Raw genomic sequence first — 17,172 nt, forward strand, 5'->3', positions numbered from 1 at the left:
TTCGAGCGGTAAGAGTGCCCTTAGGGTTTAAAACAGAAATTTTAGTAAAAATAGAATCCCAGAAAAACCGCCATAATCCGTCACAATCCCAATTGTGGCCAGGATTTAGGATTTTGGCAGTAAAATCAGTCGCCGCAACGGATTGATCTGTCGGCGTTGACCGCGCATAAGCGGTCAAAAGGGTCGATGCAAGAGGAAATCTTCGGTTGAGGGAAGCTGGGAAGGACAATAGGGGCCGGAAGATCCGCGATGGGCGTTCACTTGATCAGGCCTTCTTCGGCGAGGACATTTGCTCGCGCTTCCGAAAATGCCATCTGCGATGGAAGATGGCGCCAGCCACCATGGCCGACGCCAACGCTACGCTTCCATGCAGATATATCGGACTCCGCGCCAAGGCGGTTGCTCTCGCGGTTTTCTTCGAACTCAGCACTCCTACCGAGCCGGACAGCAAAGTGGGAAGGCGCAGCGGCAGTGTGAAAGACCTAGTAGACCGCACGCGGGCCCGGTTTCCGGAGGAGACTAATCTGCGGTGGCCCGACACAAGAACGGAGGACCAGGTTGTCCAGTTTTTCAGGCGCTCGCGCCAAGTCAGCGCGATCCCTGAACCGCGTGCCAGAAGCATTCTCGACCATGTAGCCCGAACCGTTGCGGAGGTGCTCGATATCAGTGCCTCGGACATTCGCGATGTGCTCAATAAGGACTATATTCGTCCAAGCGAAATTCTGAATGCGCTTGAAAGCCTGCGCTCCAGCGGCGAGATCGAACGGACACTGGGTATCTCGCTGGCATCGAAGTTCAGCCCGGAGTTCCAGGGTCCGGCACATTCTGGAAGCGGCGCGGCGGCGCAAGTGCTTCAGGATCTCACCCATGATCTGAGAACAGCCGGACCCGGCAAACGTATCATCGGACTTGTCGCCCCCCGCTTTGGTGGAAAGACATCCCTGCTCATCTCTCTTATGCAGGCTGCCGATATCAATCCACGCTATAGCGGTTCGCAGGACCCGCGCCAGTTTTTCATCCGGGCGGAGCATAGCCGGAACCTGCCCGTCTTCGCGAAAGACTGCAACCATGCGGACTTTCACGAGCTTCTCACCAGCATGCTCGGATTTTTGAGCGGTGATCGATTGCCGGGCGGTGAGGTGCGCTTATCTGTTAATGACCAGCTGGCTCGGATCCGGTCCCTGTCAGAGGGCCACCCAGCGCTATATGTCTTTGGCAATCTCGACGATTTTGGTGACGGCAGCATTCGTCTGAGCGTCCGTAATGCCGGCTTGCTGCGTCTGATCGATCTTCTCGTGAAGGCAAACGAAGACAATATCGTTATTTACTCCTGTCAACAGACGCTTGTTCAGCATCTGCAAGACGAGTCGCTACTGCCTGGCGCGACGCGCATCATCGAACGTCAACTGCCTGAACAGACGCTTGAGGATGTGCTCGCAATCGGCAGTGAAGCAGCCCGCGCAATACTGACCGAAGAGCTGATCGGGTCCGATCGTAAGATCTCCGTGTCCGGTCAGACACTCTGCCTTCTTGCCGTCGCTGCCGATTTCGGTCTCGAAGGTGTGAAACTCCGCGAAGGTCTTGACGCGTTCCGCACCTCGGTTCGTGTCGGCAGGCGTAGCGAAGCAGAACAGGCTCTTGAATGGCTATGCTGGGAGGAAATGCGCCAGTCGGTTTCCCCGAACACGGTGCTGCTCTGGATTCTCGCTCTGACGGCAGCAAGTGATGACGGTCTGTCGGAAACCTCCATTCTGGGATTTGCGCAGGTTCTGAAAAGCCGGGGCCACATTTCCGAAATCGAGGACCCGCTGGGCGCGCTCGACAGCTTTATCAAGGACACACATGGCCGTGTCATCTATTCCGTCCGCGATCAGTCGCTTGAAGACTGCGAAAAGGACACGGTAGAAAAGGAAGCATTCGCGCTCGCCGGCACCAGATTTGCCCGCCGATATGTCATGGACATTGCCCTGTCCGACAGCCTTGTCACCTTCTTGCAGGACCGTTTTCCATCACTGTTCAGGACGGTAAGCGCTCTCATTTCAATCAGGGCGCGAGAGCGCGCACAGCTGTCAAAGCTTCAGATCAAATCGATTTACGGCACCGACAGGAGCCACTATCGGCGCGATGTTCAGGCTTACTGCCATCTTCTTTCCAGCATCGATGCCACCAAGGTGACGATCCACGCAGCCAGCGATGACGAAACCTCGAGCATTGTCGAAGAGGAAGTGTTTTCGATAGATCGTTCATGCGCACCGGCCGAAGTTCTGAGGTACGCGTATTTTCGCATCCTCAGGAAGGATATCGACAGGTCCAACCGAATGACAATGGTTCTGGACGATGACACTACCCGTCTGCAGCTCTATCTGCAGCTCTTCTTCGTTGGCGAACCGTTCAGTTCGCGCATCGTGGCTGCATCCCAACTTCCCGCCAGAATTCCCGACTATCTGCGGAAGGCATTTTCGGCCCAGGACATTGCCTCCGTCCTGGTCAGTATTGCCCTTTCCGCCTTTTTCTCCAATCGGTTCGATATTGTCCTACGCGCCGCCCGGCTGGCGGATGGATTGGTCGAGGCCCAGGCTGACAAGTCAGGGCTGGACCAGCTGAGGTCTCAATTCATGCGGGTTTGGTGCGCAGAACTCGATGCCCTCTTTCTCTTGTGCAGAACGCTGGAAACGGCGAAGATCAGCTGGACGCCGGTGGAGGAAAGGCTCGAGGCGCTGAAAGCTGAGTGTGAGCAAATTTCCGACCCAAAACTCAAGCGACTGGCGCTGCAGCGGCTTCGCTTTCATGAAGTTCGCCTCAGTCATTATTGCAGGGACAGGGACTCGACGCTGCGGCTGGTCGAGGACAGCCTGACAAGGGCGGCAGAGATCAACCGCAGCACATCCACCAGCTCGGGAGCCTTGAGCGGCCGAAATGTCAGAATCCTGATAAAGGCCCTGCTCGGTGATCCCCTGTTCGACTGGGCAGACGGCATTTCCGATCCCGACATCAGGCGAAAAGCCGTGCGCCAGGCAAAATCGCTGCTCGCCCACAATATCGCCAGGCTCAGCCGTTTCAGCGGAGGAGACAGAGTTGCGGTCCTGATTGACGCGGCGCTCATCGAGCTTGCCGATGCTAATCCCATGGCGGCCTATGACTTCATCACGCAGGCCGATGACTCAATTCATTATCCGGACCTCAGCCACAGCCTGCGCCTCGACCTGCTGTGGCACAAGGCTCAAATCTTCACCGCCCTCGGCGAGGGGCTGTGTGAGGTACCGTACGGCAGACTGGGCATCGACAGTGCGGGCCTTCTCGACGAAGCGCTTCTGGCGGCCGATCAGCTCCACGAACTGAGCGGTGAGAATTATCCTTTTCACTCTGCTCTGGCGTCATGCGCCAAGGACAAGATCCGCCGCGCGCTTTATCCCGGCCAATCCGCCCCGGACACGCTTGCAGCAGCATCGTCGCTATTCCAGAAGCTGGGCGTGAAAACCAAGGTCGGGAGGGCGCATGCTGATCAGGGTTCCAAGTGAAGCGACAATCGCCTCATGTGAATCGGCACTTCGAAAAATCGAAGACCGGGCATCAGGGGCACATCAGATCCTCTTGCCGACCCATTTCAAGAGGATGGAAATGGGAGCGGAGATCGCGTGGGTACAGATGCTTCTCACCTGGGCTCAGGGGGAGCCGTCAGGCGCCTTGCAGACCTTCGCCGATTCTCCTGACGACCAGCAGGTTGACCGGCTCACCGACAGGATGATTGGCACAGTTGCGTCGCTGTGCGCAGGGCGCGTTGTCAGCAAATCTTCGGGCAAAGATCTGACAGATGCCTATCGCGCAAAGGCGCTGGACCGGCTGAATGCCCTTCAGGACAGACGGCCCAACCAGGCGACGAAAGGCCCCTCCATCGAAGTCATCACTGGCGACGATTATGGCCGCGACAAGCCAGCAAGCTTCTATCCGCGAACCCGTGACGGCTCTCGCCTGCTTGGAAGCCGGGATTATTTCATGCGGGCTGCGCCGCGAATGCTGGGCGCCATATCCCGGCAGGTCAGCTGGTTGGAGCAAGACGAGTTGTCGCAGAGGACATTCGGCACTCTGCTCTATGAAGCCTTCCGCAATACCGAAGACCATGCGCGCCGTGACCTGGATGGCAATATCGTCAATCACAGTTACAGGCTCGTCCAGGCCTCCTTTGCCGGGCAGCTGCCGGAAGCACTCGACAGGGCAACGGCCGGATATGCTCCACTGAGGAAGTATATCAGGCGGTTCAGTCCGAAGGCGGGCCATAAGCAGCTGTCATTTGTCACGCTCTCCATCCTCGATTCAGGTCCCGGATTTGCGCAGACTTGGACGCAGAAGCCGCTGCAGCAGCTCAGCGATGAGGAGGAGTATGCGGCCACGCTCGACTGCTTTACGGCGGGTACGCGAAAGGCGCATGACGTGTATGGCCGCGGCCTCGTTCTCGTGCGTGAGTTCCTGCGAAAGTCGAATGGCTTCTTGCGGCTGAGAACGGGCCGCATGTCCCTCTTCTATGACGCGCACGCCGACGTGTCGCCAGACGGTCCGATCCCAGTCGAGCGCTGGCGTCCAGAGTCCGGTACACAATTGGCGCCTGTGTCCGGCGCCCTATTGACGATGATGTTTCCGGTGAGAGGCACGCATTGAAACCCCTGTTTGATATACGCTGTGACCTTGAAGACGGTCCGAGCCTGCACGAAGTGCTGCTAGTCTTTTCTCACCGGGGCCAAGTCAATTGCGACTATCTTGCCGACCGGCTCGACCGAAATATCAAGGCCAATCTTCCGCCCGACGAAATCCTGATTGCCGTGCCCGCGCCCCTGGCAAACGACACCGCGCAGCTGCTGCAGGAGGACATCACGCTGAAGGCTCATATAAAGCGGTTTGCCAAACGCTCGACGATCACCGTGGTCGGGTTCGGGCTGCAGGGTGAGGACGTGAAACACATCCACGTTGATGGACCTCAAGCCCCCTTTCAGACCCAACTCAGCGACTTGCCGCGGCGTGTGATGACAGCCATTTTCCAGAAACATGGCGGGTTCGTCCAGTCGCGGGAGACCTACCATTTCGTGAATCCGTCGCAACGGCACACGCGCCAGTTCATACGTGTTTCGAACATTCTGGTGAGCGCGGGCGAAATCGGTTTCATGGCCTATGCCTGTCTTCCTTTCATCCCTCAATTGATCGACCGTATATTTCTGGATACACCGACGCTGCATTCGGTCGCGGCCTCCATCAATGAAATCCGGGCAGCGTTCAACGCACCGCTCCTCGACGTTGAAAATTTCAGGTCCTATGACGGCCTGTCCGGCGGCGGCTTCGAATTCGATGACCAGAGCCTGGTCCTGATTTCAGCCTCGTCGAGCGGCGGCCTCGCGCGCAAACTGACAGGAGAATACGACGTACTGCCTGAAAATATCGTGCACCTCATTTATCTCGGCAACGGCGCAGACAGGATCAGGGCGGTGTGCGACCTCGCCCTGGACCAGAAGCTCAACCCGTACGGTGTTCGCAAACTTCCAGAAGTCTATTCAAGCGAGGATTGCAAATACTGCCGTGAAGGTTCGTTCCAGGTTCACCTGCATGGTGACCAGTTCGACATCAAGGGCCCGCAGCCCGAACCGGTTCTTCTGCGCAAACAGGATGCCCCTCGCAGCCTCGCTGAGACCATGTCCAGAATGGTCGGACTACGCGCCTTGTCGATCATGCTCGGAGAGGATGAAACAAGCCGCAAGCGCGATTTTTTCGTGGAGTTTGAAAACCTGCTGGGCGACGCGTCCTATCAGAGGCGGGTAGAGTTCGTTCTGCGCAGGACCATCCCGGCAAGTGCCACACATATCATCCAGATCGATGAGTATTCGGCCAGTCTCGCCAAACTTGTGAAGGAATTCATAAGCGACAATAATGGCAATGCGGACATCCTTGGACCAGATGACATTGACAGGATCAAGCCCGACGAAAAGACGACTATCCTTGTCGTGGCAGCCGCCATCGAAAGCGGCCGGTGTCTGACCGATATCAACCGGGATCTTCGATCGGTGGCACAGGGCTCGCCAATCATCTTCTTGGTGGGCGTCGAGAAGACGACGGCAATGGGCCGGCGCGAGGCGCTGAAGAACACGCTGGTGCAGACCCGGAACGCCATCAAGCATGACTTTTTCGCGATCGACCAGCTGACCCTGCCTAGAGCCAGCGCACACACCGCCTGGAATGATGAACTAGAATTCCTGACCCGCTTTCAGCCCACGCTGTCGAAATTCGACGAGGACCGCGTATCGGCACGTCTTGGCAGGCTCAGGAAGACATCGGAACCGCTCATCGATGACCTTTTCCTGGCTGCGCCCAACAACAAGGTTCTCAAGATTCAGGAGGGGTTCGTGTTCTGGTCTGCAAGCACCAAATTCGCTGAAGCTACCCAAGCCGATGTCTACTTCACCATTGCCTCGGTGCTCCAGCGGCTTCGGGCCAATACGGACGAGGACCAGGCCAAGTCAGCGATCCGCAGTGTGTGGTACCATCAGACTGTAATCGATCCGGCCAATTTTGCGCGGTTCAATGACGATATCATACAGGCCTGCCTGCTTCGGGCGGCCACGCCATCGGAGCTGAACTATACCGATTCAGCCGAGGAAAGCCGTGAGCTAGCCCGGATCATAACCGGCATCGTGCGCGCGGCCGACCGGGTGCGTGGCCAGGCGGCGCCGGAATTCATGCTTGCGCTCGCAACACGGCGCCTGAAGCTTCGCGATGAAGACCTTCTCGGCGTGCTCGAGGCGGCAGACAGCCGCCGCGATCTGCTACGGGGCCTGTCTGAATGCATCCGGACTGACCGCCCTGACCTTAACGCCGCCAAAGCCTACGGACCGTCCGCGGACCCAGTTGCAGACAATCCGGTCTCAAAGCCAACATGAATTCCGCCGCAATCCATGGAAAGAGCACTGTCAGGCAGCTTTCCCGGTGAAAAAGTAGTCGAATCCGCAGTCACCTTCGCATACCGCATGTTATGCGACGCCAGGCCCAATCGTCCCCCAGGGTCGGTGGCCTCATATTTTCAAGTACCTGTCCTGACTTCACCGGATCACCACCGTCATCACCTACCTGCAAGTGAGACCCGAAGAGGTCCCCTCCGCAGGAAGTTTGGCGCTTCCTACGAATAGTACTGCGCGATGACGCGGCGGTGGCTGCAGGCCGCGTTATGAAGGCGGCGTCTGCTTTCGAGAATTAGCTGACCCGCCGGTCGCATAATTGCCACTTATGAGTTGCCGCCCGTCTGTCGCTCATCTACCGCGGCAAGAAACCCGCGCAAATAGGACTGAGGCATCTCAACAATCATATCATTACGCTGGCCCACAATCTTAAACGTAAGCACTGGGCGCTCGGCGAGTTCACGAAGCTGGGGCATAGTCATATCGATCCCGACAAGTTCCGTCTTTAGGCAATTCAGACCGATGCAGTCCACGTCGCTATCGATCCGGGTGACCTCGAACGCTTCACCTTGGCTGTAGGCCGCGCGGTAGCCCGGCCAGTCGCCTTGTGTCGATTGCCGCACCCTGATTTGGACGTCGCTGAAGTCGATCACGTCTGCGCCCGAGCGGCCGATATCGAAGGCGCGCAGGTGATAGATATTATACCCGTCGGTCCATTTGTTTCGCTCAGGGTCGAGGTAACGGATCTCCGGGCCTATCGCCGTTCGTGTGCCCATGTGCGGATCATCTTCAAATGTCACCGCAGCTCGTACCGCTTCGAAACTCGTCACGCTCTCAGACGCCGCTGCTGCGCTACCGCTTGCCCGCACACTTTCTGGTGTCGAGACATTCGTGGCGCAGGCGCCGAGTGAGGCTGCCAGTGCACCCGCCGCGATAGTGGTCAAAGGTCTGTATTTCATGAAACTCTCCTTAGATGCTTATGAGTCTCACTACCGCTCGTTTCGACACAGAGTTCAAGGAGAAAATGATACTTATAGGCTGTAGTCTCATCGTCTACGCCGGTCTCCTGTCCAGGGTATGGATGTACGGGTTCTCGTCGGCGCAAATACAAAGCGACTCCGCAGGCTGAAAGGCTGGTCGCAGGAAGAGCTTGCCCACCAGTCGGGTTTGCACCGCACCTATGTTTCAGGCGTGGAGAGAGGCGTGCGCAATCCAACCGTCACGGTGCTGGCGGAGCTGGCGAAGGCGCTAGACGCCTCACCAGGCGAGTTCTTTAAAGAGCCATCATAGCGCACCAGCGAGCCGGTAGTGGAAGAACAGTCCACCATCCCCAAAAAAGGAGGCGGACTGACACGCAGCCCGCCTCGCCTTCGCAATAGGACTCATCACGCCGCTTTGTCCCAGCTCATATAGGCCTTGAAGAATTCAGGGTCCTTCAATGCTTCTTTTTCCTCGTCTGAGAACTCGTAATCGTCTGGATCGAACTCGCCGATCTCATTCTTGTACCGGATGAAGTCGTGTTCGACATCGCGGGGTTCGTGAACCTCGCTATCCAGCCGCGTGTCCCATTTCTTGCCCATCTGTTTTCTGAGCTTCTTGCGCATGAAAGCCCGGAATTTCTTGTTCTCCGTCTTTAGATGGCTGAGCTCCCGGAGCGACTCCCGTGTGGGTTTAGGGCGGTTCTCGAAAATGGCCTTGAGTTGCTCCTCCGGCAGATCAACAAGCGCCGTCGGCAGATCACTACTCTCCGCGTAGTAAAAACGCTCATCATTTATGATCCGGCGGTACTTCGGCGCAAACTCCCGCCACATCGGATCAGTCGTCGGTATGTACTGTCTGAGCTTGGCGAGGAACCACTTTTGATCGGCGATGTCGCTGTCCTCGTCATCAAGGCCATCGAACTCAGCCTCTTTGATATCGATCTCAGATCTCACCATTTGCGCGATCATTCCGAGCCGTGTTTGAAACTGCTCCGCATTTAGAGGGCCGTTGATCTCGACGGTGCCAGCCTCGTAATCGATCTCTATCTGCTCGGCAGAGAGGATCGGGAAGACATAATCGTCGCCATATTTCGAGCGATCGTTTTCGTATTTCGTGATCGCCGCTTTGATTTTTACGGCGGTCTCAAAAAGGTCCTCAGCTGCTGCGCGACGGCTTTCCATTTCCTTAGCCGCCCAATCGAAGACCCGTTTCTGGGCGTGAGGCTTGCTATCCAGAGCGTCTTTCACGAGTTTGCGTGGCAATGCCTCCTCGAGCGTAATTTCTTTCGGCTTGCCGTTCTCGGAGATGGTGATTTTGCTCTTGAGCACCTCTTCGAGTGATCCCATCAAGGCGGTCCCATGTGATTTAGGTGATGACGACTTCGACTTTTTACGCGGGCGTCCGTTTGGGTTGCCCGATTTGCCGGGCTGAAACCGTGTGTGCTTTGGCGTTTTGCCGCGCCCAACATCGTAATCTGCCTTCTTCGGATCGAACGGCTTTTTGCCCTTATCCTTGCTCATGCCACACCCTCCTCGAGAATAGCGCCCGAGCGAACCCGCTCGGCTTCGCCTTTGGCAAAAGTCTCCCAGCGGTGAAGGATAACATCGCAGTAGAGCGGATCGATCTCGGCAAGATAAGCGCACCGTCCCGTTTTCTCGGCAGCCAGCAATGTGCTGCCGGATCCCCCAAAGAGGTCGAGGACGATGCCGTTCCGGGTCGAGACATCGCGAATGGCGTCTGCGATCATCTCGACCGGTTTGACGGTCGGATGCATGGCCAGCTCCTCGGCGCGGTTAGCACCAGCTGAATTCATGCCCCGATAATGCCAGACATTGGTGCGGTAGCGTCCATGCTGACCGAGCTCAAAGTTGTTGATGTGGGGGCCACTCCCGTTCTTGAAGGCGAAGATCAGCTCATGGCGGGAGCGATAGAATGTCCCCATGCCGCCATTATCCTTCACCCAGGCAATGACATTCTTGAGTTCAGAATAAACCGCCTCTCCCGCGGCGAGAATCTCGCCCATATGGCGCCAGTCCATGCAGACAAAGTGGATGGAGCCATCCGTGGTGTAGCGCCTTTGGACCTCGAACGTATCGCGCAGGAAGCCGGTGAACTCCGCCTTGCTCATCTCGCCGGAGGCCATCGCAAACTCGCGATGCTTGACTGAGCCTGAGCCGCAGACATTGCCGTCGATCGCGACATTGTAAGGCGGGTCGGTGAAAACCATCTCGGCCTTCTTGCCCGCCATTAGAAGACGGATCGTCATCGGATTGCGGGCATCAGCGCACATGAGGCGATGCCGACCGAGCTGCCAGATGTCCCCAGGCTCGCAGCGTCGAGGGACGCTGTTTAATGCAGGAACCGTTTCTTCTTTTGGGTCGCTCGCCGGTGTCTGGTCGGCGCCTTCAATGATGAAGTCCAGCTCGTGGGTGTCGAAGCCGGTGATCTCCAGGTCGAAATCTAGGTCTAGCTCGCTCAGAGCGCCGAGCTCCAGGCGAAGCAGGTCTTCATCCCACCCCGCGTTCAGCGCGAGTTTATTGTCAGCAAGGACATAAGCGCGCTTTTCAGCCTCGCTCAGATGCTCGATGCGAAGACACGGCACAGTGTCCATGCCGAGTGACTTGGCAGCTTCGACACGGCCGTGCCCGGCCATGATCCGGTTATCTTCATCGATAAGGACGGGATTGGTGAACTTGAACCGCCGGATGCTCGCCTTGATCTGCCGGAGCTGTTTGCGAGAATGCGTCCTCGCATTGTTTTTCCAGGGCGTGAGACTTCGCGGATCGAGATATTCGATATGGCTTTCTGTCATGAGATTTCTCCTTTCCTTGGAAACTCATGACTATCTCGTGTCTGCGAAGATGGTGAATTCTGTCAAGCCCTTGAAAGAAATCGTATAATTCTGCGATTTCGTGAAATTTTGCGATTGCAAAGCGCTTAGGGCGTTGAAGAATCACAATATTTTGTTCTTCTTATGATCTTATTATACCCCACCCATGTTCTGTCCTCTATCGGCTCAGGAAAGATATTTTTTATCAAATTTCTGCAATTTATCGGATTTGTGTGACTTTTTTCTTCCAAAGCCGCACGCCGTTTTTCTCGCTCTATCGAAGATCTGTGGCCTGGTCGGCTTTGAATGAGGGAAAAACTATCTGGTAAATTTGTTAGTGAAAGCGATCGCATGCGTCCTGGATCACATAATGCGGTGTATGAGAAGGAGACTGGCAGCTTTGTATATGGCCACATCCGCTGAGGCCCCTTCATGCGCTGGTAGACGCGCAAGCTCTGCTTACTGGGCTTCAGTCACGCGCATCTGAAGAATATGGAAGGCCAGATAGCTCAAACCGCCGAGGAAGATGGACCACTTCTGCAGCACAAACGGACCACTGCCGTTGGGGTTTTCCTTCAGCCTCTGTTTAGCGACTGATAATAAAGCGCTAGGATATGGTGTCTGGACTTCGCCTCCTTCCAATGCATCTTGAAGGGCAAAGTACGCCGCATTCTTTCCCGTTAGAATAAGACGCTGCTCCGTAGCCCGAATGCCAAAGAAAAAGGAAAAGCCCCAGAAACTAACTGCGGCCAGCCACACCCAATGGAGGTTGCTCCATCCGTTGCTTGTCGTGTGTGAGATAGCCGCTGCGATACAGGCGCCAGCAACCGCCATCAGGAAGTACCCAAATTGCTGCGCTCCCGAAAACAGACGCCGGTTCAACTCAAATTGCGGAGTATCACTCATAGATCAGCAATAGTCGGATTCGCTTGACCTGAGTGGGTAACATAGTCAGGCCCGACCACCTTACTGCTTGTTGCTGGCGGACACATAGCTTGCATCGAGAGCGCCATTGATCACGTGCGCCAGACGAACACCCGCCTTCAATAATTGCACTTCGGCGAGCTGCGTATGTTGATCGATATAGGCTTGTGTCATCTGGATTGTACGGGGGTCTTCATCACGTCCTAACACCCGACGTGTTGCCTCATACCAGCAGCCATCGCTCTTCATAGTGCAATAGCCGATATTTGGCCTGCGAACGATATCGTACGACTCCGCAGCCCACTCCCAAGGTTCGCTTTGAGACCAAGCCTCAGCATCTTCCAGCGTCAGTTCCTCCAGAAGGCGATCAGCAGCGCGGTAGGCTTTTGTAAAGCGCGCCCAGCCCAGCATTCGCTCAAGGGCACCCATGCGGAACACGCCATGTTCGATCAGACAGTTGTCCCAAACCGCATGTAGATTGCGCGCATCGCCGCATCGGCCCCTTTTGTTGATGAGATTGTCGCCTCGATCATCAGCGAACGAGACATGCATGGGTTGATGAACATCTCCAACCCAGTGTCCGAGGAGAATAAGAGCTTTACTGCGCTCTTCATCAGCGCGGGTCTCATCAGCAAGCACTTGAGCGTCGCCGGATATCGCCGAAATCACGCAGCTGTTAGCGTCGCCGCAGCTAGGACCGCTAACTTTCTCAAGCGCCCGGTCGTAATTGACGTAATGATCGGCAGGCCTGGTGCGCGGGAAGTCGTCAGCCTCCAAGCAGGCCCGATTGAATGACGTGTATTCCGAATCGGCTTCAATCAGCGAATTGACGCGCTCGCGAGCCGTGTCGGTCAATAGCCTGTAAGAAATCTCGCAAATGGTGACATGGCCGTATTTACCCCAGGCATCTGCCTTCCCAGTAGTGAAAACCGCAAACGCCAATACCAGCCCGATGATCAGTCTCATATCGCCCCCCCCACTTTGGCAAAGCGATAGAAGCCTCATTCAATCTGAGCGTCAATGTTGAGCGGCCTTTTCAGATGGTTGCATGATCAAACACGGCTGCCTTCTGGCAGCCGCGCTCTAAACTTGGCTCAGTCTTTTCCAGTGAGGAAGAACTCAGCCAGCGCTTCGACGCGGGCAAAAGCTCTGATCGCGGATTCGGAGATATCTTTCTCAGGTCCGTCCTGGCATTTCTTGAGCCGACGTTCCGAGAGCCGCCTACCGGCCTTTATGAGCCGCCTGGCTTCATCCAGAATATCCGGAGAACGGATAGCCTCGGTGGTTATCAGCACCACAATCAGGCTCTCAAGTGCTGCAATGCGCGCAGCCAGTGCATGGTTTGAATTCATGAGTATTCGATCCCTTTGGTTGATGGGATCGGCACTAGAGGCCGCCTTCGCTAGAATAGAAAATAGAGTGAGAACGCAACCAGACCGCGTAAAATCATTTACGCCCTTACAAAAAAAAATGGAAAGCTAAGAGCCTGACTTCGAGCACGACCTGCTTGCCTCTACGAGCGAGCAACAGCCTCCCGCATGAGCTCGTCTAACCGCCAGCGGACCTGGAAGTACGGCTGCAAGTCGATAACGTTCTTGCCGCTTCGAGAGCGCACATAAAGCTTCCATTCTGTATCCAGGCAGCGGAGCTCTTTTTCGATTTCGAACATGTAGGCCGTAGCATCATACAGAAGGCCAACGGCGACAGGTACAGCAGCCAGTGAGACATGCTTGCAGCGGTATGAGAATGCAGAATGCTCTTGGGCTTCGATCATCTTCGCTGGAAAATCTGTTGCTCCGTTAGACGCTAGTTCAGCTTAGGAAATCAGCCAAGCTGTGCACGCAAAGTTCTCCTAAGAACGCTTAAGTATGCCGATGAACGCGAGAAGCCGCAAAGATCTTCCGCTTCATTGACTAATGGCGTGGGTCATTCCTGTGCTTGCGCAAGCGAATCTGTCGCTACCGATTGAGGTTTTCGCGTTGTAGCCAAACCAGGTCCCGGCCATGCATACTGAGTCGAGTTCCCTACACCTAGCCAACTTTTTTCGCCTTGAGTGACAGGGGCCCGCACTCCTTCAAGCCAAAAGTTCCTAAAACACAGGTTGACAGCCTGGTGGGTGATCGGGACTGTTGCTGAAGGTTAATGGGTTTCGGGGGTTTGAAAATGAAGTCGGCTTGGTTGGTGACGCTTGGCGTCAGCTTTGCGTTTTTGGTTCCGGCTTCTTATGCGCAACTGCCGCCCTTTGATACGATCAATGACGAGCCTGCCGCTCTTCCAGAGAACAATACCGCGCTTAATAGCGGCGGGGTTGATCAGTTCTCTGGCAGCTATGGCATGTCATTCGAGCTGGCGCGGATTGGCGATCCTGGTGGGCAAGGTGGCCTTAGCTATTCGCGATCTTTCTCCAATCTGAGCTGGCGCAATAACCTCGGCGGCGGTGTGTACGAAAGCAGCACGACAGGCCGGTTCACCGTTCGCTACGGTAATTTCACTGAAGAATTCACGCTCACAAATCCGTCTTTAGGCACCTACGCTCCGTGGCGCCCGACTGTATCGACGCTCGAAGAAGATGTAAGCGGCGGAAGCTGGGGTGATTTCACCTACAAAGCTTCGGACGGTAGTGTCATCGAGTTTTCTGGAGACCTTCGCGATACGTCGATCGGATTGCATGCCGCCATCACGAGTGTGACCAGACCGAATGGTGAGGTCATCACCTATGACGGTCCAAATGTCTCAAGCAGCCTCGGCTATCAGCTACGAACCGAGGACGGCAATTCACTCATCAACTCCGCGTATAAGTATTGTGACGTTACGCTCGACAATTGTAGCGGCCTTCCGTCGGGCAATTGGCCGAGCGCCTCAGGCCTCACAAACTCTGCAGGCGAAACCTACAGCGTGACCGACACAGCCGTCGGGAATAACACGCAAATCCAGGTGACCTCTCCAGAAGGCGTGTCCACGACAGTCACCCTCGACAGTAATGGCCGGGTCAGCAGCCGCGCCTATGCGGGCAATACCTGGACCTATTCGAGCTCGAGCACATCAAGCCAAACGCAATCGACGGTGACCGGCCCAAGCGGCATTTCTCAAGTCTCGACTTATAATAGCGACGGTCAAATCCTCTCTGCCGAGACCATACCGTCTGGGCAGACAAGCGGGCTTGGTGTCACCTACACTTACAAAGATGGGCTCCCTGAGACCGTAACATATCCTGAGGGCAATTCGGTCGTATACAAATTCGATCCCCTTGGACGGTTGGAAGAGATCCGCGAAAAAGCAAAACCCTCTTCAGGTGTGCCGGACAGGGTCGTTAGTTTCACCTATGCAGCCTGCGGCCCCACGACCTACAAATATTGTAGCAAGCCGATTACGGTGACGAACGAACGCGGTCTGATCACTAAATATAGCTACTCCTCAGCGCATGGCGAAGTTATCCGGATTGAGCATCCGCGGCCAAATTCGAGCGCGGATTATCCTATCCAGACATTCGGCTACGTTCAGAAATATGCCTGGGTCAAGGCAAGCTCGGGTACCTCGCAAGTTCAAGCGTCGGCGCCTGTCTGGCGCCTCGTTCAGAGCCTTCGGTGCAGTGTCCCAAGCCAGACTGACAATTGCGTCGGCAACTCCTCTGCGATCGAGGTAACCGATTATGCCTATGAGGCTGGCAACTCATCGACCCCGAGCAATGTCCTGCTCAAGTCGGTCACGCGCCGTTCTGTCGACTATTCGATTATAGCGACGACCGCCTACACCTACGACACGTGGGGACGTGTCACCAAAGTCGATGGTCCTCTTGCTGGCGATGATGACAGCTCTTGGTACGAATATGACCATATGGGCCGCGTGACGTTGACGACGGGGCCGGACCCCGATGCGAGCGGCGGCATGCAGCATTCATATGCCGCGATCAGCTACAATGATGATGGCCAGACAATCGAGCAAGAATCCGGGTCCGTGAACGCACCGAGCGGAAGCCGGAGCTTCTCCCCAATATCTGTCGCGACGCAGTTCTACGACACTTATGGCCGTCAGCAGAAGACGCAGCTGGTTGATAGCTCGAGCGCTGTCATATCAGTGAGCCAGGTCAGCTATGATAGCGTGGGACGGCCGGAATGCGCCGCGCTACGGATGAGCCCGACCAGCTATAGCTCGCTACCAGCATCAGCCTGTACTCAGTCTGGCGCCGGCATCGACCGGATCACCAAGACTTTCTACGACAGCTATGGTCGGCCCTGGAAAGCCACCAGCGCATTTGGCACGTCCGCTGCGCGTGACCAGTCGGTGAGCTATACAGATAACGGTCAGGTCGAAACCATTACCGATGGCAGAGGGGCCCGGACCACTTATGAGTATGACGGTCTCGATCGGCTCGTAAAAACGCGCTATCCTGATCCGTCTTCGTCAGGCGCAAGCTCTACGACCGACTTTGAGCTTGTAACCTACTGGGTCGATAATGGCTTATCGACCTCCGACGTGCACACCGCAAAGAACCGGAACGGTGAGACGTTCGGCTTCGCTTACGACAATCTGGGCAGGATCGCTGATATCTCCCGTCCATCTGGGCTGTCAGCGCTGAGCTACACCTATGATGGCCTTGGGCATCAAACGTCAGTCACGTCGGGCGGCACAACGCTCAGCTATGGTTGGGACGTTCTCGGCCGGATGACGTCAGAGCAAAGCGCGATCGGCACTGTCTCTTACCAGTATGATAGCGGCGGACGGCGCACGCGGATGACATGGCCGGACAGTGTCTACATCACTTATGAATACCTTGCAGGTAGCTCGGCGCTGACGACCATTCGTGAAAACGGCTCCACGCCGTTGGCGTCGTTCACCTACGACAGCCAAGGTCGCCGCAGCGCGCTTGGCTATGGCAATGGGGTGACGACAACTTATGGCTATGATGACGCGTCCCGCCTCTCTGATCTCAACATCAGCGTGCCGAACGATACCGACTACAGCGTCGAATATGACTACACCTACAATGCGAGCGGTCAGATCGTTCAGAGACAGGTCTCTAACTTCTCCTATGCCGATCAGCTGCCTGCATCGGGCCACAGCTACGCCTATGACATGCAGAGCAAGCTCACCTCAACCGACTCGCAGTCTGTCACGCATGATGCACGCGGCAACCTCACCAATGATGGCAACCAAAGCTATGCCTATGATGCTGAGAACCGCCTCACCAGTGTGAACTCGGGAACCTCGCTCAGCTACGACCCGGCCGGCAGGCTGACAACGGTGTCGGATACGGCCAATACCAAGATGCTCTATGACGGTGTTCAGCTCATTGGCGAATACGATAATGGCGGCAATCTGCTACGGCGCTACGTGCACGGGCCTAGCCTGGACGAACCGCTGGTTTGGTATGAAGGCTCAGGCGTCAGCTCTTCCACCCGCCGGTACATGAGTGCAGACGAGCGCGGGTCGGTGACCCTGCTGAGCGCTGCGTCAGGCACGTCCATCGGGCTCAATCAGTTTAGCGTGTTCGGTGAACCGAGCGCT

General features: G+C 56.1%; 12 protein-coding genes. 5 read left to right on the forward strand and 7 right to left on the reverse strand.

Going from position 1 to position 17,172, the window contains the following annotated elements; all coding sequences use genetic code 11:
• Window positions 1-341: 341 nt before the first annotated feature.
• From D1222_RS09595 to D1222_RS09605, 3 genes are all read left to right on the forward strand, one after another.
• On the forward strand, window positions 342-3,518 hold the full coding sequence (locus D1222_RS09595; protein ID WP_147371851.1) for a hypothetical protein: 3,177 nt from the start codon (window positions 342-344) through the stop codon (window positions 3,516-3,518).
• 100 nt (window positions 3,519-3,618) lie between these two features.
• Window positions 3,619-4,653, forward strand: a complete 1,035-nt coding sequence (locus D1222_RS09600; protein WP_119454036.1) for a hypothetical protein — start codon at window positions 3,619-3,621, stop codon at window positions 4,651-4,653.
• Entirely contained in the window at window positions 4,650-6,917 is a 2,268-nt protein-coding gene (locus D1222_RS09605) for a hypothetical protein (RefSeq protein WP_119454037.1), read from the forward strand. The genes D1222_RS09600 and D1222_RS09605 overlap by 4 nt, the downstream gene beginning before the upstream one ends.
• Before the next feature lie 341 nt (window positions 6,918-7,258).
• Here the strand turns inward: D1222_RS09605 and D1222_RS09610 are convergent, their stop codons facing one another.
• Window positions 7,259-7,891, reverse strand: coding sequence for a hypothetical protein (locus D1222_RS09610; protein WP_147371852.1), 633 nt, complete (start codon window positions 7,889-7,891; stop codon window positions 7,259-7,261).
• 118 nt (window positions 7,892-8,009) lie between these two features.
• Between D1222_RS09610 and D1222_RS09615 the strand changes: the two genes are divergently transcribed.
• A complete protein-coding gene (locus D1222_RS09615) occupies window positions 8,010-8,222 on the forward strand; it encodes a helix-turn-helix domain-containing protein (protein WP_119454039.1) in 213 nt (70 codons plus the stop codon).
• A 95-nt stretch (window positions 8,223-8,317) separates the two neighbouring features.
• Here D1222_RS09615 and D1222_RS09620 read toward each other — a convergent pair whose 3' ends face one another.
• The 6 genes from D1222_RS09620 to D1222_RS15770 form a co-directional block, all read right to left on the reverse strand.
• The gene (locus D1222_RS09620; protein WP_119454040.1) at window positions 8,318-9,433 is read right to left on the reverse strand and encodes a DUF5681 domain-containing protein; all 1,116 of its coding nucleotides are present in this window, start codon (window positions 9,431-9,433) and stop codon (window positions 8,318-8,320) included.
• Window positions 9,430-10,725: a site-specific DNA-methyltransferase gene (locus D1222_RS09625; RefSeq protein WP_119454041.1), complete on the reverse strand. Its 1,296-nt coding sequence runs from the start codon at window positions 10,723-10,725 to the stop codon at window positions 9,430-9,432. Before D1222_RS09625 ends, D1222_RS09620 begins: the two co-directional genes overlap by 4 nt.
• 477 nt (window positions 10,726-11,202) lie before the next feature.
• Window positions 11,203-11,649, reverse strand: a complete 447-nt coding sequence (locus tag D1222_RS09630) for a hypothetical protein (protein ID WP_119454042.1) — start codon at window positions 11,647-11,649, stop codon at window positions 11,203-11,205.
• A 60-nt stretch (window positions 11,650-11,709) separates the two neighbouring features.
• A complete protein-coding gene (locus tag D1222_RS09635) occupies window positions 11,710-12,633 on the reverse strand; it encodes a S1/P1 nuclease (protein WP_182481939.1) in 924 nt (307 codons plus the stop codon).
• 128 nt (window positions 12,634-12,761) lie between these two features.
• Entirely contained in the window at window positions 12,762-13,019 is a 258-nt protein-coding gene (locus tag D1222_RS09640) for a hypothetical protein (RefSeq protein ID WP_119454044.1), read from the reverse strand.
• A gap of 161 nt (window positions 13,020-13,180) precedes the next feature.
• The gene (locus tag D1222_RS15770; RefSeq protein ID WP_119454045.1) at window positions 13,181-13,441 is read right to left on the reverse strand and encodes a hypothetical protein; all 261 of its coding nucleotides are present in this window, start codon (window positions 13,439-13,441) and stop codon (window positions 13,181-13,183) included.
• A 389-nt stretch (window positions 13,442-13,830) separates the two neighbouring features.
• On the opposite strand from D1222_RS15770, the gene D1222_RS09650 reads away from it, so the two are divergent.
• Window positions 13,831-17,172, forward strand: a 3,342-nt coding sequence (locus D1222_RS09650; protein ID WP_182481940.1) for an RHS repeat protein, incomplete at its 3' end; no start/stop codon positions are given.

This window comes from Henriciella algicola, assembly GCF_003576245.1.
In the GTDB taxonomy this organism is placed as follows: Bacteria; Pseudomonadota; Alphaproteobacteria; order Caulobacterales; family Hyphomonadaceae; genus Henriciella; species Henriciella algicola.